Annotated in this window: 22 protein-coding genes; 15 read left to right on the top strand and 7 right to left on the bottom strand. The window is 71.3% G+C overall.

Annotated elements, in window-relative coordinates; genetic code table 11:
- Positions 1 to 2,718, bottom strand: a 2,718-nt coding sequence (gene scy, locus ACZ4U1_RS37225; RefSeq protein WP_467908596.1) for a polarized growth protein Scy, incomplete at its 3' end; no start/stop codon positions are given.
- Between the two features lie 205 nt (positions 2,719 to 2,923).
- Positions 2,924 to 3,364 (bottom strand): methylmalonyl-CoA epimerase, encoded by a 441-nt coding sequence (gene mce / locus ACZ4U1_RS37220; protein ID WP_467908595.1) that lies wholly within the window; start codon positions 3,362 to 3,364, stop codon positions 2,924 to 2,926.
- 149 nt (positions 3,365 to 3,513) lie between these two features.
- Here mce and ACZ4U1_RS37215 point away from each other — a divergent pair, with 149 nt between their 5' ends.
- The 3 genes from ACZ4U1_RS37215 to ACZ4U1_RS37205 all read left to right on the top strand — a co-directional run bounded on the left by ACZ4U1_RS37215 (position 3,514) and on the right by ACZ4U1_RS37205 (position 7,039).
- Positions 3,514 to 4,713: an acetyl-CoA C-acetyltransferase gene (locus ACZ4U1_RS37215; RefSeq protein WP_467908594.1), complete on the top strand. Its 1,200-nt coding sequence runs from the start codon at positions 3,514 to 3,516 to the stop codon at positions 4,711 to 4,713.
- Between the two features lie 38 nt (positions 4,714 to 4,751).
- Positions 4,752 to 5,708, top strand: a complete 957-nt coding sequence (gene meaB, locus ACZ4U1_RS37210; protein ID WP_467908593.1) for a methylmalonyl Co-A mutase-associated GTPase MeaB — start codon at positions 4,752 to 4,754, stop codon at positions 5,706 to 5,708.
- Positions 5,709 to 5,854: 146 nt separating this feature from the next.
- On the top strand, positions 5,855 to 7,039 hold the full coding sequence (locus tag ACZ4U1_RS37205; protein WP_467908592.1) for an MFS transporter: 1,185 nt from the start codon (positions 5,855 to 5,857) through the stop codon (positions 7,037 to 7,039).
- Positions 7,040 to 7,088: 49 nt separating this feature from the next.
- On the opposite strand, the gene ACZ4U1_RS37200 is transcribed toward ACZ4U1_RS37205, so the two are convergent.
- The 4 genes from ACZ4U1_RS37200 to ACZ4U1_RS37185 all read right to left on the bottom strand — a co-directional run bounded on the left by ACZ4U1_RS37200 (position 7,089) and on the right by ACZ4U1_RS37185 (position 9,748).
- Positions 7,089 to 7,565 (bottom strand): MarR family winged helix-turn-helix transcriptional regulator, encoded by a 477-nt coding sequence (locus ACZ4U1_RS37200; RefSeq protein WP_356154793.1) that lies wholly within the window; start codon positions 7,563 to 7,565, stop codon positions 7,089 to 7,091.
- Positions 7,566 to 7,657: 92 nt separating this feature from the next.
- A complete protein-coding gene (locus ACZ4U1_RS37195) occupies positions 7,658 to 8,467 on the bottom strand; it encodes an AIM24 family protein (protein WP_467908591.1) in 810 nt (269 codons plus the stop codon).
- On the bottom strand, positions 8,464 to 9,114 hold the full coding sequence (locus ACZ4U1_RS37190) for an AIM24 family protein (protein ID WP_467908590.1): 651 nt from the start codon (positions 9,112 to 9,114) through the stop codon (positions 8,464 to 8,466). Before ACZ4U1_RS37190 ends, ACZ4U1_RS37195 begins: the two co-directional genes overlap by 4 nt.
- A 1-nt stretch (position 9,115) precedes the next feature.
- Entirely contained in the window at positions 9,116 to 9,748 is a 633-nt protein-coding gene (locus tag ACZ4U1_RS37185; protein WP_467908649.1) for an AIM24 family protein, read from the bottom strand.
- 159 nt (positions 9,749 to 9,907) lie between these two features.
- Between ACZ4U1_RS37185 and ACZ4U1_RS37180 the strand changes: the two genes are divergently transcribed.
- The 8 genes from ACZ4U1_RS37180 to ACZ4U1_RS37145 all read left to right on the top strand — a co-directional run bounded on the left by ACZ4U1_RS37180 (position 9,908) and on the right by ACZ4U1_RS37145 (position 15,563).
- Positions 9,908 to 10,258 carry a DUF3817 domain-containing protein gene (locus tag ACZ4U1_RS37180; protein ID WP_467908589.1) on the top strand — a complete coding sequence of 117 codons (351 nt, stop codon included), beginning with the start codon at positions 9,908 to 9,910 and terminating at the stop codon, positions 10,256 to 10,258.
- A complete protein-coding gene (locus ACZ4U1_RS37175) occupies positions 10,255 to 10,548 on the top strand; it encodes an MTH1187 family thiamine-binding protein (RefSeq protein WP_014675047.1) in 294 nt (97 codons plus the stop codon). The genes ACZ4U1_RS37180 and ACZ4U1_RS37175 overlap by 4 nt, the downstream gene beginning before the upstream one ends.
- Positions 10,549 to 10,689: 141 nt before the next feature.
- Entirely contained in the window at positions 10,690 to 11,469 is a 780-nt protein-coding gene (locus ACZ4U1_RS37170) for a hypothetical protein (protein ID WP_467908588.1), read from the top strand.
- Positions 11,466 to 12,146 (top strand): DUF4166 domain-containing protein, encoded by a 681-nt coding sequence (locus ACZ4U1_RS37165; protein ID WP_467908587.1) that lies wholly within the window; start codon positions 11,466 to 11,468, stop codon positions 12,144 to 12,146. The genes ACZ4U1_RS37170 and ACZ4U1_RS37165 overlap by 4 nt, the downstream gene beginning before the upstream one ends.
- Positions 12,143 to 12,793, top strand: a complete 651-nt coding sequence (locus ACZ4U1_RS37160) for a TetR/AcrR family transcriptional regulator (protein ID WP_467908586.1) — start codon at positions 12,143 to 12,145, stop codon at positions 12,791 to 12,793. The genes ACZ4U1_RS37165 and ACZ4U1_RS37160 overlap by 4 nt, the downstream gene beginning before the upstream one ends.
- Before the next feature lie 102 nt (positions 12,794 to 12,895).
- On the top strand, positions 12,896 to 13,405 hold the full coding sequence (locus ACZ4U1_RS37155; RefSeq protein WP_467908585.1) for a MarR family winged helix-turn-helix transcriptional regulator: 510 nt from the start codon (positions 12,896 to 12,898) through the stop codon (positions 13,403 to 13,405).
- A 43-nt stretch (positions 13,406 to 13,448) separates the two neighbouring features.
- The gene (locus ACZ4U1_RS37150; RefSeq protein WP_467908584.1) at positions 13,449 to 13,787 is read left to right on the top strand and encodes a DUF3817 domain-containing protein; all 339 of its coding nucleotides are present in this window, start codon (positions 13,449 to 13,451) and stop codon (positions 13,785 to 13,787) included.
- Positions 13,788 to 13,862: 75 nt separating this feature from the next.
- Positions 13,863 to 15,563: an acyl-CoA mutase large subunit family protein gene (locus ACZ4U1_RS37145; protein ID WP_467908583.1), complete on the top strand. Its 1,701-nt coding sequence runs from the start codon at positions 13,863 to 13,865 to the stop codon at positions 15,561 to 15,563.
- On the opposite strand, the gene ACZ4U1_RS37140 is transcribed toward ACZ4U1_RS37145, so the two are convergent.
- The gene (locus ACZ4U1_RS37140; RefSeq protein ID WP_467908582.1) at positions 15,560 to 16,186 is read right to left on the bottom strand and encodes a TetR/AcrR family transcriptional regulator; all 627 of its coding nucleotides are present in this window, start codon (positions 16,184 to 16,186) and stop codon (positions 15,560 to 15,562) included. The genes ACZ4U1_RS37145 and ACZ4U1_RS37140 overlap by 4 nt on opposite strands.
- 209 nt (positions 16,187 to 16,395) lie before the next feature.
- Between ACZ4U1_RS37140 and ACZ4U1_RS37135 the strand changes: the two genes are divergently transcribed.
- The 4 genes from ACZ4U1_RS37135 to ACZ4U1_RS37120 all read left to right on the top strand — a co-directional run bounded on the left by ACZ4U1_RS37135 (position 16,396) and on the right by ACZ4U1_RS37120 (position 20,743).
- Positions 16,396 to 17,367 (top strand): tetratricopeptide repeat protein, encoded by a 972-nt coding sequence (locus tag ACZ4U1_RS37135; protein WP_467908581.1) that lies wholly within the window; start codon positions 16,396 to 16,398, stop codon positions 17,365 to 17,367.
- 624 nt (positions 17,368 to 17,991) lie between these two features.
- Complete coding sequence (locus ACZ4U1_RS37130; RefSeq protein WP_467908580.1) at positions 17,992 to 18,630, top strand: DUF6230 family protein; 639 nt, start codon at positions 17,992 to 17,994, stop codon at positions 18,628 to 18,630.
- Positions 18,631 to 18,747: 117 nt separating this feature from the next.
- Positions 18,748 to 19,305, top strand: a complete 558-nt coding sequence (locus ACZ4U1_RS37125) for a DUF6114 domain-containing protein (RefSeq protein WP_467908579.1) — start codon at positions 18,748 to 18,750, stop codon at positions 19,303 to 19,305.
- Positions 19,295 to 20,743, top strand: a complete 1,449-nt coding sequence (locus ACZ4U1_RS37120) for a hypothetical protein (RefSeq protein ID WP_467908578.1) — start codon at positions 19,295 to 19,297, stop codon at positions 20,741 to 20,743. Before ACZ4U1_RS37125 ends, ACZ4U1_RS37120 begins: the two co-directional genes overlap by 11 nt.
- Positions 20,744 to 20,783 lie beyond the last annotated feature (40 nt).

Below are 20,783 nucleotides of genomic sequence, written 5' to 3'. Positions count from 1 at the left end.
GTTGGCGTCCTCGCGGGCGTCCGCCCGGGTACGGGCCGCCGCCTGGTCCGCCTCGGCCAGCGCGTCCGACGCCTCGGTGCGCACCCGCTGGGCGTAGTCGCCGGCGTCCGCGCGCAGCCGCTCGGCCTCCGCGATGGCCTCCGCCATCGTCCGCTCGGCCAGCGCCTTGGCGGCCTCCGACTCCTCGTTCGCCTCGCGCCGGATCCGGGACGCGTCCTCGCTGGCCCGCTCCCGCTCGGCGTAGGCGTCGGCGCGGACCCGGTCCGCCTCCTCCTCGGCCTCCCGCTTCGTACGCTCCGCCGCGTGCTCGGCGGCCGAACGCAGCCCGGCGATCTCCTCCTGCGCCTGCTCGTGCAGCCCGGCGACGGAGTCCCGGACCTGCTGCGCGTGCTGCTCGGCGGCGGCGACCATCTCGGTCGCCCGCCGGTCGGCCTCCTCCACCAGCCGGGTCGCCTCGGCCTGCGCCTCCTCGACCCGCTTGCGGGCGGAGGCCAGCAGCTCCTCGCTCTGCTGACGGGCCCGCTGCCGCTCCTGGTCGGCCTCCTCACGGGCCGCGCCGAGGAGTTCCTCGGCCTCGCGACGGCGCCGGGCGGCCTCCTCCTGCGCGGCGGCCAGCGTCTCGGACGCCTCGGTGCCGAGCCGCTCGGCGGCGGCCTGCGCCTCCGCGCGCACCCGGTCGGCGGAGTCCTGGGCCTCGGTCTTCAGCCGCTCGGCCTCGGCGGCGGCCTCGCTGCGCAGCCGTACGGCGACGGCCTCGCCCTCGGCACGGGAGGCGGACGCGTCGGACGCGGCCTCGGTGCGCAGCCGCTCGGCCTCGGCCTCGGCCTGCTGCTGGAGCGTACGGATCCGCTCGGCGGCCTCCGCGCGCAGCCGCTCGGTCTCCTCGGCGGCCTCCTTACGGATCCGGGAGGCTTCCTCACGGGCGTCGGTCAGCGCCTGCTCGGCCGACGCCAGCCGCTCCTGCGCCTCCGTCTGGAGCCGCGTCAGCTCCTCGGCGGCCTCGGTACGGCGGGCCTCGACGGCCTTCTCGGTCTCCTCGCGCAGCTCCCGCGCGGCCTTCTCGGCGTCCGCGGCGACCGTCTCGGCCTGCTCGGCGGCCTCGGCGCGCAGCCGCTCGGCCTCCTTGCGGGTGCGCTCCAGGGTCTCCTCGGCCTGCCGGCGCAGGCTCGTGGCGCGCTCGATGGCCTCGGTGCGGACCTTCTCGCTGTCGGCGGTCGCGGTCTGCCGCAGCTCGTCGGCGTCCGCCTTGGCCTTCGCCAGCAGCTCCTCGGCGGACTTGGCCGCCTCCTCGATCTGCGCCACCGCCTCCCGGCGGGCCTCGGCACGGATCGACTCGCCCTCGGCGACCGCGTCGGCGCGCAGCTGCTCGGCCTCGCCGCGCAGCCGGCGGGCCTCCTCCTGCAGCTCGACCGTCTTGGCGCGGTACTCCTTGGTGTCGTCCTTCGCCGCGCCCTTGAGCTGCTCGGCGATGTCGTGCGCCTCGGCGCGCAGCCGGTCCGCCTCCGCCTCGGCCTCCGAGCGGATCCGCTCGGCCTCCTCCGCGGCGGCCCTGGTGGTCTTCTGGGCGTCCTCGGACGCCTTGTTCAGGACCTCCTCGGCGGTCCTGGCCGCCTTGGACAGCTGGGTGGCCGTCTCCTCGGCGGTGATCGTGCGGGCCTTCTCGGCGGCCTCGGCGACGATCTTCTCGGCCTCGGCCCGGGCGTCCGCGACCAGCTGCTCGGCCTCGGACTTCGTGTGCTCGGCCTCCTTGGTGGCCTCCTCGACCAGCCGGGCGACCTGCTCCTTGGCGGTGCGCGTGCGCGTCTCGTTGGCGGCCTCCGCACTCGCGAGGGCCTTGGCGGCGGCCTCCTTCGCCTCGGTGACCACCTTCTCGGCCTCGGCCTGCGCCTTGCGCAGCGCCTCCTCGGCCGCGGCCATCCGCTCCTCGGCGGCCCGGCTCAGCTCGGCGGCCTGCCGGCGGGCGGCGTCCGACTCGGTGACCGTCGCCGTACGCAGCTGCTCGGCGTGCTCGGTGGCCTCCTGCGCCTGCGTGGACGCGGCGTTCAGCAGCCGCTCGGCGTCCGTGCGGGCCCGGCGCAGGATCTGCTCGGCCTCCGCGCGCGCCGACTCGGCCTCGCTCTGCAGCCGCTCCCGGGCTTCCCGGGTCAGCCGCTCGGCCTCCGCGCGGGCGGCGGCCATCGCCTGCTCGGCCTCCGCGCGGGACTCCTCCAGCAGCCGGCGGGCCTGCTGCTCCGTACGGGCGCGCAGCTGCTCCGCCCAGGCGACGTTCTCGTTGACGTGCGACTCGACGGTGGCGCGGCGCTCGGCCAGCTCCTGGTCGAGCTGCTGGCGCCGGGTCACCGCCTCCTGGTGCAGCTCGGCCTGGAGCCGGGCGGCCTGCTCGGCGTGCTCCTGGAGGATGCGCTGGGTCTGCGCGCGGGCCTGGCTCAGCTCCCGCTCGGCGTCCTGGCGCAGCTGCTCGGCCTGCATCTGGGCGTTGCGGAGCAACTGCTCGGCCTGGTAGCCGATGTCACCCGCGTCGTAGGCGGGCCGGGTCATGAGGGTGCGCCGCGCCTCGTGCAGCTTGGCGCGCAGCACCTCGACCTGGTAGCCGAGGTCCTCGGCGTGCTGGATCGCCTTCTCGCGCTCGGTCCTCAGCCGCTTCATCTCGGCCTCGAACCGAGAGAGGTGGTCGACGTCAGCCGCCGGCTCTCGCTCCTGGCTCTCGTAGCCCCGCACTGCGCGGTCCCATCCGTCCCCTGGTCAGCTTCTCCAACGAGCCTCGTCCTCCGCCGAACGGGGCCCCCGGGGAATGGTGTCAGATCAACGGCGGAGCACGGGCTGCTGCCCCGACGCACGTCCCCCGAAACCCGGACCCCGGCATGCGATCGTCCCCGTTTCAGGGACGATCGCCCCCAACCCTACCGGCCCTTATGTACGGGGGTCAGTGCTCAGGTGACTCAACAGGGGCCGAAGTGACCAGTTCTGTCAGAACACCGTGGCAGTCCTTGGGGTGCAGGAAGGTGATCCGCGACCCCATGGAGCCCCTCCGAGGCTCCTCGTACAGCACCCGGACGCCCTTGCCGCGGATCTCCTCGGAGTCCCCGTCGACGTCCGCCGTGCCGAAGGCGATGTGGTGCACGCCCTCCCCGTTCTTCGCGAGCCACTTGGCGACCGTGGAGTCCTCACGGATCGGTTCCAGCAGCTGGAGGTAGGAGGCACCGCCGTCCGAGGTCTCGTTGATCTTGAGCATGGCCTCGCGCACGCCCTGCTCCTCGTTGATCTCGGTGTGGAACACCTCGAAGCCGTACGTGGCCCGGTAGAACTCGACGGTCGCGTCGAGGTCGTGGCAGGCGATCCCGATGTGGTCGATTCGCGTCAGCATGGATTCAGTGCAGCGCTCCCGGGGTGGTTACGCAACGTGCGCGCGATCACACCGACAGGCCGGTGACGCCGTGTCCAACCGCTCAGTACATTCGAAGTAAACCCTCGTTCACTCCTCGGCTGTGCAGGCCGGTAAGGGGATCGCACCTCATGTCTTCTGGAACGACCAGCTCGGTGATCGTCGCGGGCGCCCGGACGCCCATGGGGCGGCTGCTGGGCTCGCTGAAGTCCTTCTCCGGAGCCGACCTGGGCGGCTTCGCGATCAAGGCCGCCCTCGACCGTGCGGGGATCGGCGGCGACCAGGTGCAGTACGTGATCATGGGCCAGGTCCTGCAGGCCGGCGCGGGCCAGATCCCGGCCCGCCAGGCCGCCGTCAAGGCCGGCATCCCGATGAACGTCCCGGCGCTCACCATCAACAAGGTGTGCCTCTCCGGCCTCGACGCCATCGCCCTCGCGGACCAGCTGATCCGCGCCGGCGAGTTCGACATCATCGTCGCGGGCGGCCAGGAGTCCATGACCAACGCCCCGCACCTGCTCCCGAAGTCCCGCGACGGCTACAAGTACGGCGCGGTCGAGATGCTCGACGCGATGGCCCACGACGGCCTGACCGACTCCTTCGAGGGCATCGCCATGGGCGAGTCCACCGAGAAGCACAACACCCGCCTCGGCATCAAGCGCCCCGAGCAGGACGAGATCGCCGCCCTGTCGCACCAGCGGGCCGCCGCCGCCCAGAAGAACGGCCTGTTCGAGGCCGAGATCACCCCGGTGGAGATCCCGCAGCGCAAGGGCGACCCGGTGCTGTTCAGCAAGGACGAGGGCATCCGCGGCGACACCACCGTGGAGTCCCTGGCCAAGCTCCGCCCGGCCTTCGCCAAGGACGGCACCATCACCGCCGGCACCTCCTCGCAGATCTCCGACGGCGCCGCCGCGGTCGTCGTGATGAGCAAGGCCAAGGCCGAGGAGCTGGGCCTGACCTGGCTCGCCGAGATCGGCGCGCACGGCAATGTGGCCGGCCCGGACAACTCGCTGCAGTCCCAGCCGTCCAACGCCATCCAGCACGCCCTCAAGAAGGAGGGCCTGGAGGTCTCCGACCTCGACCTCATCGAGATCAACGAGGCCTTCGCCGCCGTCGCCGTGCAGTCAATGAAGGACCTCGGCGTGTCCACGGAAAAGGTGAACGTCAACGGCGGCGCGATCGCGCTGGGCCACCCGATCGGCATGTCCGGCGCCCGGATCGTGCTCCACTTGGCGCTGGAGCTGAAGCGGCGCGGCGGCGGCGTCGGCGCGGCCGCGCTGTGCGGTGGCGGCGGCCAGGGTGACGCCCTGATCGTGCGGGTACCGAAGGCCTGAGAACCGGTTTACGTCGGCGAAGTGAACGGAGCTGTTTGATGCAGGACGTCTCCTCTCTGGTGGCCCAGGCCAGGGAAGGCCGGCCGCGGGCCGTGGCCCGGCTGATCTCCCTCGTGGAGGGGGCGTCCCCGCAGCTCAGGGAGGTGATGGCGGCGCTCGCGCCGCTGACCGGCAACGCCTATGTGGTCGGCCTGACCGGCTCGCCCGGCGTCGGCAAGTCCACCTCCACCTCCGCGCTCGTCACCGCGTACCGCAAGCAGGGCAAGCGGGTCGGCGTCCTGGCCGTCGACCCCTCGTCCCCGTTCTCCGGCGGCGCCCTGCTCGGCGACCGGGTCCGGATGTCGGAGCACGCCTCCGACCCCGGCGTCTACATCCGCTCGATGGCCACCCGCGGCCACCTCGGCGGCCTGGCCTGGGCGGCCCCCCAGGCCATCCGGGTACTGGACGCGGCGGGCTGCGACGTGATCCTGGTCGAGACCGTCGGCGTGGGCCAGTCGGAGGTGGAGATCGCATCCCAGGCCGACACCAGCGTGGTCCTCCTGGCCCCCGGCATGGGCGACGGCATCCAGGCGGCGAAGGCCGGCATCCTGGAGATCGGCGACGTCTACGTCGTCAACAAGGCCGACCGGGACGGCGCCGACGCCACCGCCCGCGAGCTGAACCACATGCTGGGCCTGGGCGAGTCCCGCGGCCCCGGCGACTGGCGCCCGCCGATCGTGAAGACCGTCGCGGCCCGCGCCGAGGGCGTCGACGAGGTGGTGGAGGCCCTGGAGAAGCACCGGGCCTGGATGGAGGAGCGCGGCGTCCTCGCCGAGCGCCGCAGGGCCCGCGCGGCCCGCGAGGTGGAGACCATCGCCGTCACCGCGCTGCGCGAACGCATCGGCGACCTGCACGGCGACCGCCGCCTCAGCGCCCTCGCCGAGCGGATCGTCGCCGGCGAACTCGACCCGTACCGCGCGGCCGACGAGCTGGTCACGGGCCTGACGCAGGGCTGACCACTGGTCAGCCCGGCAGACGTACTGCTAACTTGAGCGCCATGTTCCTCTCCCTGGCGTAGAGCGCACCCGGGATCGCGGGGCCGGAGAAGCGGCCACCGCGCCCTTCGGTGTCCCTCTTCCGCCTCTTCCAGAGGAACTTCCGCGTGTCCACGCACCTTTCGCGGCCCTCGTACGCCGCCGTCCTGCGCGTTCCCCATGCGCGCCGCACCTTCACCGCCGCCCTGGCGGCCCGCCTGTCCTACGGCACGGTCTCCCTCGCCGTCCTGCTGTCCGTCACCCAAGCCACCGGCTCCTGGGCCGTCTCCGGGCTCGTGCTGTCCCTGTTCGGGGCGACGACGGTCTTCCTGATGCCGCTGCGGGCCGCCCTGATCGACGGCCATGGCCCACGCCGGGCCCTGCTGCCCATGTCCGTGCTCTACGGCGCCCTGCTGACCGTCCTCGCCGTCCTGACCTGGCGTCCCGGGGCACCGGCGGCGGCCGTCGCCGGCGCGGCCGCGCTCGCGGGCTGCTGCGCGCCCCCGCTGGGCCCGGTCATGCGCACCCTGTGGTCCGAACTGGTCCCGGACCGCGCGCTGTTGCAGCGCGCCTACAGCCTGGACGGCGTCGCCGAGGAACTGCTGTACGTCTCCGGTCCGGCCCTGGTCGGCGGGCTCATGGCCGTCGCCCCGCCGGCCGCCGGCATCCTGCTGAGCGCGGCCCTGAACGTGGCCGGCACCTGTGCCTTCGTCACCTCCCCGGCGATGACCGGCCCACGCCCCGCGTCCCACGGCGAACGGCAGCCGGCCCTGGTCCGGGGCCTGCTGCCGCCGGTCGCGGTCGCCCTGGGCGTGGGGCTGGCCCTCAGCTCCGTGGAGCTGCTGGTGACGGCCTTCGTCACGGAACGTTCCTACGACACCGCCCTGGTCCCCTGGGTCCTGGGCGCGCTCTCGGCGGGCAGCGCGCTGGGCGGCCTGGCGGGCGGGGCACTGCGCTGGCGTACGACCGCAGGCACCCGCCTGTACCGGTTCGCCACGGCCCTGGGGCTGACCCTGGCGGCAGCGGCCCTGGCCCCCGGCCTGTGGACCCTCACCGGGGTGATGGCCCTCGCGGGCGCGTTCGTCGCTCCCGCGCTGACCACGGCCTACCTCCTGGCCGACGAGTCAGTGGCCGAGAGCGCCCGGACCCGGGCCGGGGCCTGGGTGAACATGGCGGTGAACACGGGAAGCTCGGGCGGGGCGATGGCAGCGGGGCTGCTGATCGGGCGGGTACCGCTGGAGGTGTGCTTCCTGCTGGCGGGCGGGGTGGCCGTGGTGGCCGCGGTCGTCGCTGCGCCCGGCGCGCGCCGGTAAGCGACCCCACCCCCGCCCGGCTACAGCACCCTGAGCCGGCAAGCCCGGCTCATGGACGCCCCCGCTGCCCCCTCAGGTGCTCGGCGATCGGCTTGAGCGCCTTGTCCAGTTCCATCAGCGCGTCGGCCGACAGCAGATCGATGAAGTGCCGCCGGACCGACGCCACATGGTGTGGCGCGACCTTCCGCATCGTCTCCATGCCGTGCTCGGTGAGCACGGCGTACAGCCCCCGCCGGTCGGACTCGCAGTTCTCCCGGCGTACCAGGTTCGCGTTCTCCATGCGCGTGATCTGGTGCGAGAGCCGGCTCTTGGACTGGAGGGTCGCGGAGGCGAGGTCGCTCATCCGCATCCGCACGTCGTCCGACTCGGACAGGTTCACGAGGATCTCGTAGTCGTTCATTGTCAGGCCGAACGGCTGCAGATCCTTTTCGAGCTGGTACGTCAACAGCCTGTTGACCTCCAGGTGGGTGCGCCAGGCGCACTGCTCCGCATCGGTCAGCCAGCGCGTGGCCGTCTCGGTCTCCATGAATGAAGTCTACCTAAGAAGTTGAATGACGAACTACTTCGGGTGGTGTGACTGTGCGCACGCGTTCGACGTCACACTCCGCAGACTACCGCTCACAGCCCGAAGCGACGCTGGAGGTCTCCCAGCTGTCCGGGAAGGCGCGGTGCGCCCGACGATTGCGGACCGTGTCCGACCGGTGCCGTTCCGCCACCTCCGGGGACCCCCGGTTCGGACGGAACCGCCCCCGTCGCGGCCTCGGCCATGAGGGTCTCCGTCGACTGCAGCAGGACCGTCCCGGCGCCCACGAACTCGAACTGGTGCTCCTCGCCGGAGACCCCGCCGAAGCCCGTCATCGCACGTAGACCGCCCAGTACACCCGCCATGTACCCATGGTCGTAGTGATGGCACGGGGACGGGCAGTCGGCCCACCCGACGAGCGCCTGAGGGTCGACCCGGATCGGAGGTTCCATGAACACCACCGGACCGTTAGATGCGGCCACAAACTTTCCGGTTCCGATAAGGGTCAGAAAACCCGGCACGATCGATTGCTTGAGCGCGAGACTTGGCTGAAAAGCGAGCAGATTGCCCGCGCGAATGGTCAAGTTCCCGTCGTCCAGGTCGTAGGAGTTGACGTCGAAGGCCCGGTCGGCCAGCAGCATCTTGCCGGAGCCCTCCGCCACCACCCAGTCGCTCGCGTGCAGTGGCGAATGGAAGGAGCTACGGACAAGTCGGTCGAGTCGCCCGTGCCCGATGCCGTTGAACTCGATCGCCCCGTAGTAGGCGATCATCTTCCCCTTCTGCAGGAACCACTGCCCGCCCTTCAGCTCCACGCAGAAGGTGTAGGTGTTCACGTTGTCGTCGGCGGGCAGCGTCATCGGGTCGTACACGACCGGCCCGGCGCCCGGAGTTCCGTAGGTGCTCACAGCTTCTCCTCCGACGCCTGGACGTAGACCGTGCCGTTGCCGCTCAGCTCCAGCTGGAAGGCCTCGCCGGAGCCCCGGCCGACCATGTCGCGCCAGCCGAGCGCGGTGGACAGCTTGTTGCGCACCTCGCCGTGGTGGGCGACGTAGGCCTGGGGGTCGACATGGACCGGGCGCTGCGGGCTGATCGGGATCTCGAAGACGCCGCCGTGCGCCATCACGGCCACCGCGCCGTGCCCCTGGAGGGTGGTGGTGAACAGGCCCTGCCCCGTCACCTGGCCCCGCACCATGCCCATGACCCCGCCCTGCGAGCCCAGGAACATCGTGCCCTGCCGCAGCGTGCCCTCGAAGGCGAGCAGCCGGTCCGCTTCCACATAGAGGGTGTCGCCGGAGAGGGTGATCACATGGACGTGGTGGCCGCCGTGCCCGAAGAAGACCGTGCCGCTGCCCTCCACGGTCATCAGCGGGGCCGCCTCGCCGGCCACCCGGCGCCCGATCATGGACATCAGCCCGCCCTGGCCGCCCTGGACGTTGGGCGTGAAGGACACCTCGCCCTGGTAGGCGAGCATCGCCCCGCGCTGGCTGAACAGCCGCTGCCCCGGCGCCACGGTCGCCTCGACCATCTTGGAGTTGATCTCTCGGAAGGTCATCTCACAGGTCCCCCGCGATCGTGTTCCGCTCGCTCGGCTGTACGTACACCAGCCCGTCGCCCTCGAAGCGGATCTGGAACGCCTCGCCGCCGCCCTCCCCGAGGAGGGTGCGGAAGGTCACACCGGACTGGAAGGACTGCCGGACGTCGCCCTGGTGGGCCACATAGGCGCCCGGGTCCACGATCAGCGGGTACTGCGGGCTGACCCGGAGGACGACCGCCGGACCGTCGGAGATGATCGCCGCCTGGCCGTGGCCCTCCACGGTCGTCGTGAACAGGCCGTTGCCCTGCGAGGCCCCGCGCAGTCCCGTGAACGTCGTGCCCGTTCTGAGCCCCGCGTCCGTCGCCAGCAGGTTGCCCGCCTCGACGTAGAGCTTGTCGCCCTGGAGGCTGACCAGGTTGATCTCGGACGCGCGGTCAGCGAACCAGCAGGTCCCGTGCCCTTTCACCTCCATCACCGTCATCTGCTCGCCGGTGAGCCGCCGGGTCACCATCCCGCGCAGCCCCTCGCCGCCACCGCTCAGCTTCTTGAAGGCCATCTGCCCGTCGTACGCGACCATCGAGCCGTTCTTCGCCTTGACGGCGTCCCCGGTCATGTCGACGGCGAGCACCTTGCTCCCTTGGAGTCGGAACATCGCCACGCTGCGAAAGTAGCCGCCGGACGGGTGGACGGAACAGGGCCCGTGGGTGGATACCCACCCTGAGCGGACCCCTACGGGGACGGTTTGCCACAATGGGCGAACGCTTGTGCTTCCGTTCACAAACCGCAGTACGCCCACGACCGAAGGTGACCCGTGGACCTCAAGACAGCCTCCGCCATCCGCCGCCTCCGCCTGATCTCCGTGCCGGAGGGCATCTCCTGGATCGTCCTCGCGGCCTGCACGATCATCAAGTACACGGTCGCGTCGGGCTTCGATGTCGCCCCGGTGCTCGGGCCGATCCACGGCGTGCTGTTCATCCTGTACGTGCTGTTCTGGCTGGACGCCTGGAACCGCACCAAGTGGAACGGCGGGAAGGCCGCCCTCTACTTCGCCTACTCGATCATCCCCGGCGGCGGTTTCATCGCGGAGCGCAAGCTGCGCCGTGAGGCCGAGGACGCCGTCATCGCGGCCCGCGCCCGCAAGGAAGGAGTCGTGAACGCATGATCGTCGCCTTCTCCGTGACGCCCCTCGGCGTCGGCGAGGACGTGGGGGAGTACGTCGCCGACGCCGTGCGCGTGGTCCGCGAGTCGGGCCTGCCCAACCGTACCGACGCCATGTTCACCTCGATCGAGGGCGAGTGGGACGAGGTCATGGACGTCGTGAAGCGAGCCGTCGCCGCCGTGGAGGCGCGTGCCCCGCGCGTGTCGCTCGTTCTCAAGGCCGACATCCGGCCCGGCGTGACGGACGGACTCACGTCGAAGGTGGAGACCGTCGAGCGGCACCTCGCCCAGTAGCGCGGCCCGCCCGCGGAACCCCGGTCCTCTGGGCCGGGGTTTTCCCGTCCCCGGGGTTTGAGCGATCGCTCAAAGAGGTGTACCTTCGGCGCCAGATGATTTGAGCAGTCGCTCAAACACCGTGCTGACGTGGGGGAACACATGGGTCTCTACATAGAGACACACATCCGCGCCGACCTCGAGGAGCTATGGGCCCGCACCCAGGACCCGGCCCGCCACCAGCGCTGGGACCTGCGCTTCACCGAGATCGACTACCTCCCGCGCGCGGAGGACGAGCCCCAGCGGTTCCGGTACGCCACGCGCGTGCTGCCGTTCCTCACGGTCTCCGGCACCGGCGTCGCAGCCGGCGAGAAGGAGCGCCCCGACGGCACCCGCACCTCCGCCCTGCGCTTCGCCTCCCCGCACCCCCTCTCCCTGATCGCCGAGGGCAGCGGCTACTGGCGCTACGTCCCCGACGCCCACGGCGTCCGCTTCCTCACCGGCTACGACTACCGCCCCCGCTGGGGAGCCCTCGGCGCCCTCGCCGACCGCCTGCTGCTGCGCCCGCTGATGGGCTGGGCGACCGCCTGGTCCTTCGACCGGCTCCGGCTCTGGCTGGAGCGGGGCATCACCCCCGAGCGGGCCCTGGCCAACTGGCTCGCCGAACTCACGGTCCGCGCGCTGCTGCTCGCCGGCTGCCTGGCCGGGCTCCTGCGCGGCTCCCTCCCCGGCCTGCTCGGCCCCCTCGCCGACGCCACCGCCTACCTCTGCCCACTGCTGCTCGTGGTCGGCGTCTGGCTCGCCCTGTGCAAGGCGCCGCTCGCCGGCACCCCGGCCGCCCGCCGCTGCCTGCGCGCCCCCGCCGACCGCACCCGCGCCCCCGGCCTCCTGAGGACGCTGCAGACCCCGGAGCCCCTGGAAACCCTGGAGAACAACGGATGACCTCGATCTTCCAGACCGCGATGGGCCCCGACTTCCACCGCCTCCACCCGGCCCTGCGGCGCCGCTTCTCGGTGGGCCTGGACAGCGGCGAGGCCTGCACCGGCCGGGGCGTGATGGACCGGATCTGGCACGGACCGGCGTTCGTGAAGCCGTTCCTCGCCCTCGGCGGCACCCGGAACATCCTGGTTCCCCGGGCCGGCCGCGCCATCCCCTTCGTGATCGAGAACGTGCCGTACGCCGACACCTTCGGCCGTGAGACGGTGAGCTTCGTGCGCACCTTCGACCTCCCCGGCGGCGCCCGCCGCTTCGACGCGCAGATGGTGCTCGGCCCCCGGGGCGACCGCATCCTCGACTACCTGGGCACCCACCAGCACCTCGCGAGCGACCTGCACTTCCACGCCGAGCCCGACGGCTCCCTGCTCATCCGCTCCGGCACACACCGGTTCCGGGAAGGGCCGGTGGACGTCCGCGTCCCCGAGCTGATCGGCGCCACGGCCGAGGTGCGGGAGGCCTACGACGAGCGCGCCGGGCGCTTCCGCATCCGGGTGCGGGTGGTGAACCGGTACTTCGGGCCGCTCTTCGGCTACGAGGGCTCCTTCACCGCGTCGTACACCGACCTCCGCGCGTGCGGGGTGCGGCCCGGGCTGCGGCCGGTGCGGGAGGAGGCGCGCGCATGAGCCCGGAGACCGCGAAGGCGCAGGAGACCAAGGCCAAGCTGCTGGAGGGCGCCCTGCGGACGCTCACCGAACAGGGCATCGCCAAGACGTCGGCCCGTACGGTGGCGGCGGCGGCCGGCGTCAACCAGGCGCTGGTCTTCTACCACTTCGGATCGGTGGACGAGCTCCTGGCGGCGGCCTGCCGGTACGGCGCGGAGAAGGCCGTGGGCCGGTACCGGGAGCGGCTCGCCGCGGTGGGTTCGCTCTCCGAACTCCTCGCCGTCGGGCGCGAGATCCACGAGCGGGAGCGGGCCGGGGGGCATGTCGCGCTGCTCGGGCAGCTGCTGGCCGGCGCACCGACCCATCCGGCGCTGGGGCCGGCCACGGCGGCCGGGCTCGACCTGTGGATCACCGAGATCGAGCAGGTGCTCAGGCGGGTGCTCGCGGCGACGCCCTTCGGGGAGTTCGCCGATCCGGCGGGGCTGGCGCGGGCCGTGGCGGCGTCCTTCGTGGGGATCGAGCTGTACGAGGGGGTGGACGAGGCGGGGGCGCACGCGGCGCTGGACGCGCTGGAACAGCTGGGGGCGCTGGTGGCCGCGGTGGAGTCGCTGGGACCGGTCGCCCAGCGGGCCGTCCGCCATCACCTGCGCCGGCGCGGACGCCCCTGACCAGCCCGGGGCGGAACCGTCGGCGCGCGCTCGTGACCGGCCGGGGACCGAAAGGCGAGACGGAGCTGACCGGCATATGACCGGCCGGTAGGGTCTGATGACGTGCCGAAGCCTCTCAGCCTTCCGTTCGACCCCATCGCCCGTGCCGACGAGCTCTGGAAGCAGCGCTGGGGAAACGTGCCGTCCATGGCCGCGATCACCTCGATCATGCGGGCCCAGCAGATCCTGCTCGCCGAGGTGGACGCGGTGGTCAAGCCGTACGGGCTGACGTTCGCCCGCTACGAGGCGCTGGTGCTGCTCACCTTCTCCAAGGCCGGTGAGCTGCCGATGTCCAAGATCGGTGAGCGGCTGATGGTGCATCCCACGTCCGTGACGAACACGGTGGACCGGCTGGTGAAGTCGGGTCTCGTGGCCAAGCGGCCCAATCCCAACGACGGGCGCGGCACGCTCGCCGTCATCACCGACAAGGGCCGGGAGGTGGTGGACGCGGCCACGCGCGACCTGATGGCCATGGACTTCGGACTCGGGGTGTACGACGCGGAGGAGTGCCAGGAGATCTTCGCCATGCTCCGTCCGCTGCGGATCGCGGCACACGACTTCGAGGAGCAGTGACCCGGGGCAAGATCTCCCGGAACGGGTGGTTACGCTCGACTCCATGAAAAAAAGCGTGCTGACCCGCTACCGCGTCATGGCCTACACCACCGGCGTGCTGCTGGTGCTGCTCTGCCTGAGCATGATCGCGAAGTACGGGCTGGACGTCGACGGTGCCGCCGACTTCACCCGGGTCGTCGCCATCGCCCACGGCTGGCTGTACGTCCTCTACCTGATCTTCGCCTTCGACCTGGGCTCCAAGGCCAGGATGCCGGTCGGCCGCCAGCTGTGGGTGCTGCTCGCGGGGACGATTCCCACCGCCGCGTTCTTCGTGGAGCGGAAGATCAGCCGTGAGCTGGAGGCCCGGGTCGCCGACGAGGCGCCGGCCGTCGCCAAGGCGTAGCGGACACCGCCGTACGGATGCCGTGCGGCGGTCTGCCATCGACATTTACTAGGACGTCCAAGTAAATTCGAAGGTATGGACGCTCACGCCATCGAGGAGGGCCGCCGACGCTGGCAGGCCCGCTACGACGCCGCGCGCAAGCGCGACGCGGACTTCACCACGCTCTCCGGCGATCCCGTGGAGCCGGTGTACGGGCCCCGACCGGGCGACACGTACGAGGGATTCGAGCGGATCGGCTGGCCCGGGGAGTACCCCTTCACGCGCGGGCTCCATCCGACCGGCTACCGCGGCCGTACCTGGACGATCCGCCAGTTCGCCGGGTTCGGCAACGCCGAGCAGACCAACGAGCGGTACAAGATGATCCTCGCCGCCGGCGGCGGGGGTCTGTCCGTCGCCTTCGACATGCCGACGCTCATGGGGCGCGACTCCGACGATCCCCGTTCGCTCGGCGAGGTCGGGCACTGCGGGGTCGCCATCGACTCGGCCGCCGACATGGAGGTGCTGTTCAAGGACATCCCGCTGGGGGACGTCACCACCTCCATGACCATCAGCGGGCCGGCCGTGCCCGTCTTCTGCATGTACCTGGTCGCCGCCGAGCGGCAGGGCGTCGATCCGGGGGTGCTCAACGGGACCCTCCAGACCGACATCTTCAAGGAGTACATCGCCCAGAAGGAGTGGCTCTTCCAGCCCGAGCCCCATCTGCGGCTGATCGGCGACCTGATGGAGTACTGCGCGGCGGGCATCCCCGCGTACAAGCCGCTGTCCGTCTCCGGGTACCACATCCGGGAGGCCGGGGCCACGGCCGCGCAGGAGCTGGCGTACACGCTCGCGGACGGGTTCGGGTACGTCGAGCTGGGGCTCAGCCGCGGTCTCGACGTCGACGTCTTCGCACCGGGACTGTCCTTCTTCTTCGACGCGCACGTCGATTTCTTCGAGGAGATCGCCAAGTTCCGGGCCGCGCGCAGGATCTGGGCGCGGTGGATGCGGGACGTGTACGGCGCGCGGTCCGAGAAGGCGCAGTGGCTGCGGTTCCACACGCAGACCGCGGGTGTCTCGCTGACCGCGCAGCAGCCGTACAACAACGTGGTGCGCACGGCCGTGGAGGCGCTGGCCGCCGTGCTCGGCGGGACCAACTCGCTGCACACCAACGCCCTGGACGAGACCCTGGCACTGCCCTCCGAGCAGGCCGCGGAGATCGCGCTGCGCACGCAGCAGGTGCTGATGGAGGAGACCGGGGTCGCCAACGTGGCCGACCCGCTGGGCGGGTCCTGGTACGTCGAGCAGCTGACGGACCGGATCGAGGCCGACGCGGAGAAGATCTTCGAGCAGATCAAGGAGCGGGGCCTCAGGGCTCACCCGGACGGGCGGCACCCGATCGGGCCCATCACGTCCGGGATCCTGCGCGGGATCGAGGACGGATGGTTCACCGGGGAGATCGCGGAATCCGCCTTCCGGTACCAGCAGGCCCTGGAGAAGGGCGAGAAGCGGGTCGTCGGCGTCAATGTCCACACCGGGTCCGTCACCGGTGACCTGGAGATCCTGCGGGTCAGCCACGAGGTGGAGCGGGAGCAGGTGCGGGTGCTCGCCGATCGGAAGGCGGCGCGGGACGAGGCGGCGGTGCGGGCGGCGCTGGACGGGATGCTCGCCGCCGCGCGGTCCGGGGCCAACATGATCGAGCCGATGCTGGACGCCGTGCGGGCCGAGGCGACGCTGGGCGAGATCTGCGGGGTGCTGCGGGACGAGTGGGGGGTGTACACCGAGCCCGCCGGTTTCTAGACGGTTCCGGCGGACGAGGTCAGGCCCAGCAGCAGGACCCGGGTGAAACTGCGCACCCACTCCTCGTCCGCCGGTTTGCCGCTGACCAGGGTGCGGTGGACCACCGCGCCCGCCACCACGTCGAAGATGAGGTCGCCCGTGCGGGCGGCCTCGGCGGGGTCCGGTTCCGGCGGAAGTTCGCCGCGCCGCTGGGCCCGGGCGCGGCCCGCCAGGACCAGGCGCATCTGACGGTCCACGATGGAGGCGCGGATGCGTTCGCGCAGCGCGTCGTCGCGGGTGGCCTCGGCGACCACCGCCATCAGCCCGCTCTTGGCCTCCGGGCGGGCCAGGATGGCCGCGAACTGCAGCACGACGCCCTCGATGTCGGCGGCGAGGCTGCCCCGGTCGGGGAGTTCCAGCTCGTCGAAGAGTTCCGCGACCGCGTCCACGACCAGCTCGTTCTTGCCGGCCCAGCGCCGGTAGAGCGTGGTTTTCGCAACCCCGGCCCGGGTGGCGACGTCTCCCAGGGTGAGTTTCGACCAGCCGAGTTCGACCAGAGCCTCGCGGGTCGCGGCCAGGATCGCGGTGTCCGCGGCGGCGCTGCGCGGGCGCCCGGTACGGCTGGCGGGGGTGCGGCTCTGCATTCCATGACCATAACCGGCGGGATCTGTGCGGTCGTGAGGGAGATCACCGGGGTGTGGTGTCGCGCGGTGCCCTCCTGGTATTACGCTACGGGTCGTAGCGAAAGCTCGTGAGGGACGTACACGGGCGACGACCATACGGCGTGGGTGGGGACCCGGCGCCGCACATCGCTTTTTTTCATTCAGGCGCGGGATCGGGGGAGGATAGACGCATGCAGCCACGGAACATGTCCATGAGCGGTGTCGTCGACCTCGCCGCGGTCAAGGCGGCCCAGGAGGCCAAGGCCAAGGCCGAGCAGGCGCGCGCCGAAGCCGCCCGGCAGGGCGGGACGGGGGCCGTCTCCCCGGCCGATCTCGTCATCGACGTCGATGAGGCGGGGTTCGAGCGGGAGATCCTGCAGCGCTCCGCCGAAGTCCCCGTCGTCATCGACTTCTGGGCCGAGTGGTGTCAGCCCTGCAAGCAGCTGAGCCCGGTCCTGGAGCGGCTGGCCGTCGAGTACAACGGGCGCTTCCTCCTCGCCAAGATCGATGTCGACGCCAACCCGATGCTGATGCAGCAGTTCGGGATCCAGGGTGTCCCGGCCGTGTTCGCCGTCGTGGCGGGACAGGCCCTGCCGCTCTTCCAGGGGGCGGCCCCCGAGCAGCAGATCCGGCAGACCCTGGACCAGCTGGTGCAGGTCGCCGAGCAGCGCTTCGGGCTGACCGGCCTGACCGTCGACCCGGACGCCGAGCCGGGCGGTGCCCCGACGGCCGCGGCGGCCGAGGGGCCGTACGACGCGTTGCTGAACGCCGCCGCGCAGGCGCTGGACGCCGGCGACCTCGCCGGGGCCGTCCAGGCGTACAAGAACGTGCTGGCCGACGACCCGGCCCACCCGGAGGCCAAGCTGGGCCTGGCGCAGGCCGAGTTGCTCCAGCGGGTGCAGGGCATGGACCCGCAGAAGGTGCGCCAGGAGGCCGCCGAGAAGCCGAAGGACATCACGGCGCAGATCGCCGCCGCCGACCTGGACCTGGTGGGCGGGCACGTCGAGGACGCCTTCGGGCGGCTCATCGACACCGTGCAGCGCACGGCGGGTGACGACCGGGACGCCGTACGGCTCCGGTTGCTGGAGCTGTTCGAGGTCGTGGGACCGGAGGACCCGCGGGTGGTGGGCGCACGCAGGGCGCTCGCGCGCGCCCTGTTCTGACCAGTCGCTAAACGCCACGGCATGTGGTGCCGGGGTGAAAGGTTTGCCGCCGAGGCGTCACGGTGACCGCGCTTTACCAAATCTTGGTAATCGCGGTCACTGTTACTCCGAGTAAATCGAGGCCGTTGGTCTGTCTGGATTCGTCCAGGGATCAACGGCTTTGCTCTGCCCCCCGACGCCACCGAGCGTCGCACTCCGAGACCGGTCGGTCGTCCTCCGGTTATCCGGCCGTTACTAGCCAGTAACGAACCCCCTTGTGCCCGCGCCGAGAATGCACCACGATCGGCGACGCTCGGTCCATTCCCCTACCCCGGCAGCCGGTCGGGTCGACGGGAGACTCTGGGTCCCCACCGAGCAGAGCCGGCGGCAGTGGCGCCGGGTCTAGGGCAGGGGGGTCTTCGCCGGCCGGTGAAGCCTGTCCAGCAAGGTTGTGCGTGATGCGTGTCAGGCGCGACCAGTGGTTGTCGCTCGGGGGTGATCGCCGGTGATTCGGGCGCGGTTCGCGCCGCCGAGCGCAGGCGCTCTCCTTCCCGAGGACGTAGCACTTCTCCCATCCCTGCCCGGTTCAGCCGCCGACTCGGGGCGAGTCCGGGCCAGGAGATGTACGTCCGAGAAGGAGGAAATATGGAGTCCCAGGTGCGTGGCGGGACCAGATGGAAGCGGTTCGCTGTGGTCATGGTGCCCAGCGTCGCCGCTACGGCCGCGATAGGTGTCGCCCTCGCTCAGGGTGCTCTCGCCGCCTCGTTCAGCGTTTCGGGTCAGTCGTTCAAGGTGTCGGCGGACCAGCTGGTCGGTACCGGCTTCTCGCAGTACGGCGCCATCGACAGCGGCTACACGATGGACGGCAAGAAGACGGCTCACCCGGTGGCCGTCTCGGCGTTCAAGCACGCGGAGATCACCAACCTCTGCCAGTCCGTGGTCACACCCGACGTGCCGATCTTCGGCAACGTCAGCCTGATCCTGCGGGCCGGCGGCGAGGGTGCCGAGAAGGTCCAGGCCGAGAACATCTACATCGACGTTGCCGACCTCGCTGCCGACGCGACGTTCGACAACATCGACATCGGCGTGGCCGCCAAGGACGCCTCCAAGGGTCCGGGCATGAAGGGCGGCGGCGAGCAGGCCAACCCCTTCGGCTTCGCGCAGCAGGCCGACAAGGCCACGCTGAAGAACGTGAAGCAGACGGCGTGGGCGACCACCGCCGGCACCTTCAAGCTCAGCGGCCTGAAGATGTCGCTGTCGACGGGTGTCAAGGAGTGCTACTAAGCACTCGCTGACGGGCGGGGGAGCCGGTGGCGCCCCCGCCCGTCCACACTCCGGCCGCGTCCTCACACGCGGCACACATCACCACCACAGCAACGCCGCACCAGGGAGCTGTTTTCCATGAGCGCCGAGACCCCTGCCGCCGAGCCCGGCCAGTTCACCCGCCGGAGGCAGCAGTTCCGCGCCTGGCGGGGCACACGTCCGTTCTGGGCCGGTCTGTTCGTCATGCTCGGCGGCTTTCTCATCCTGTACTTCCCGTACGCCCACCTGCAGCTGGGCCACCTCACGATGACGATGGGGACCCCCGGCGGCTCCAGTTCCCTGATCATCGGTGGACTGCTCTTCGTCCTCGGGATCATCCTCTGGTTCCAGCAGCACATCCGGGTGTTCGGGGGCGTCGCGGCGATCCTGCTGGCGCTGGTGTCCATTCCGCTGTCCAACATCGGCGGTTTCATCGTCGGCTTCCTGTGCGCGCTGACCGGCGGGGCGATGGCCGTGGCCTGGGCGCCGGGCGCGCCCCCGCAGCCGCAGCCGCCGGCCGGGGCGGCACCGGACCAGGGCGGTTCCCCCGCCGCCGCACCCCTGCCGGAGCAGCGCGTGTACGGACTGGACGAGCCGAACGACCTGTCAGGAACGAACCCGGCCAACGGGGCGAACGGGAGGCACAGTGCCGGCTGACGAGGTGACCCGCGGGACCGATGTGGACGGGTCCCGCGCGAGAACCGGGCCCCGCCACGCGGCCCCCAGAAAGCCGCTGTTCACCAGGTTCCACATGCCGGCCGGCAAGGCCATAGCCTCCGTGGCGATGCCCACGGCGGTGCTCATGGGCATGGGCTTCACGTCCACGCTCGCCCTCGCCGACAACAACGGCAGCCCCTCCCCGTCGACGTCGGCGAAGAGCCTGACGGCCGACGAGTACAAGGACTGCGTCAAGGCGCTGGACGACGACAAGGACGCCTCGGCCTCGCCGTCGCCGTCCGCGTCGCCGAGCACGTCGGCCTCGCCGTCGCAGACCGCCGAGAGCGGCGGGACGGAGGAGAGCGGCTCCTCTTCGTCGGGTTCGGGTTCCGACGGCTCCGGCGACAAGGGCACGCCCGAGCCGACCGCCACCTCGGACTCCGGTTCGTCCGGCTCCGACTCCGGTTCCTCCGGCTCCGACTCCGGTTCCTCCGGCTCCGACTCGGGTTCGTCCGGGTCCGACTCGGGTACGTCCGGCTCGGGTTCGGGCTCCGGCGGTGACACGGCCACGCCGTCGCCGTCGCAGACCGGGAGCGGCGGCGGGAACGTCCTGGACACCATTGGCGACACGCTCGGTGACCTCCTCACCGGCGGCGGTGGCACGGACACGGACTCCGGTACGTCGACGCAGACCCCGGCCCCGGCACCGTCCGCCTCCCAGACCTCGTCCTCGTCCTCGTCCTCTTCGACGGACATCTCGTCCGGCGCCGGCGAGGACTCGGGCGGCAGCGCCTCCGACACCGTGAAGGACACGGCGAAGAAGGCCACGGACACGGTCAAGGACACGGTCAAGGACACCACCGGGACCGTCTCCAAGACGGCCGAGGAGGCCACCAGGACGGCCGGGGACGCGACCGCGTCGGCCACGCCGAGCCCGTCCGCGAGCGAGTCCGCCTCCGCCGAGGACTGCCCGGTGGCCACGGACGACGAGGGCGGCGTCGACAACAAGGTGCCGGTGGCGGACGACCCCTGGTACCTGAACGCCAGCTCCCTGCTCCTCAAGAGCGCCGACTACCAGGGCATCGTCGAGGTGAAGACGGCCAACGGCACCACCAAGAAGGTGCTGAAGTACGTCATCTCCGGCGGCACCGACATCGGCGACCTGCACCAGACGGTGAAGGACAAGCAGGCGAACAAGACCTACCACGTCCAGGCGGCCAAGGGCTCGACGTCCACCATCACCGGCGGCGACACGGTGATGTACACCGAGAGCATCTCGGGCAACCTGTTCGGGCTGATCCCGGTGACGTTCAGCCCCGACAGCCCGCCCCCGCTGAACATCCCGCTGATCTACTTCACCAACGTCAAGGTGACCCAGGCGGCCCAGTTCGGCGGCAACCTGCACGTGCCCGGCATGCACGTGTACACGACCGACTGAGCGGTCGTACAAGCCGGTTCGGGAGCCGCACACCACTGAG

This window comes from Streptomyces sp. NPDC028928 (assembly GCF_055564915.1).
Note: the sequence above shows the minus strand (reverse complement) of the source record. Positions and strands in the feature narration are given on the sequence as shown.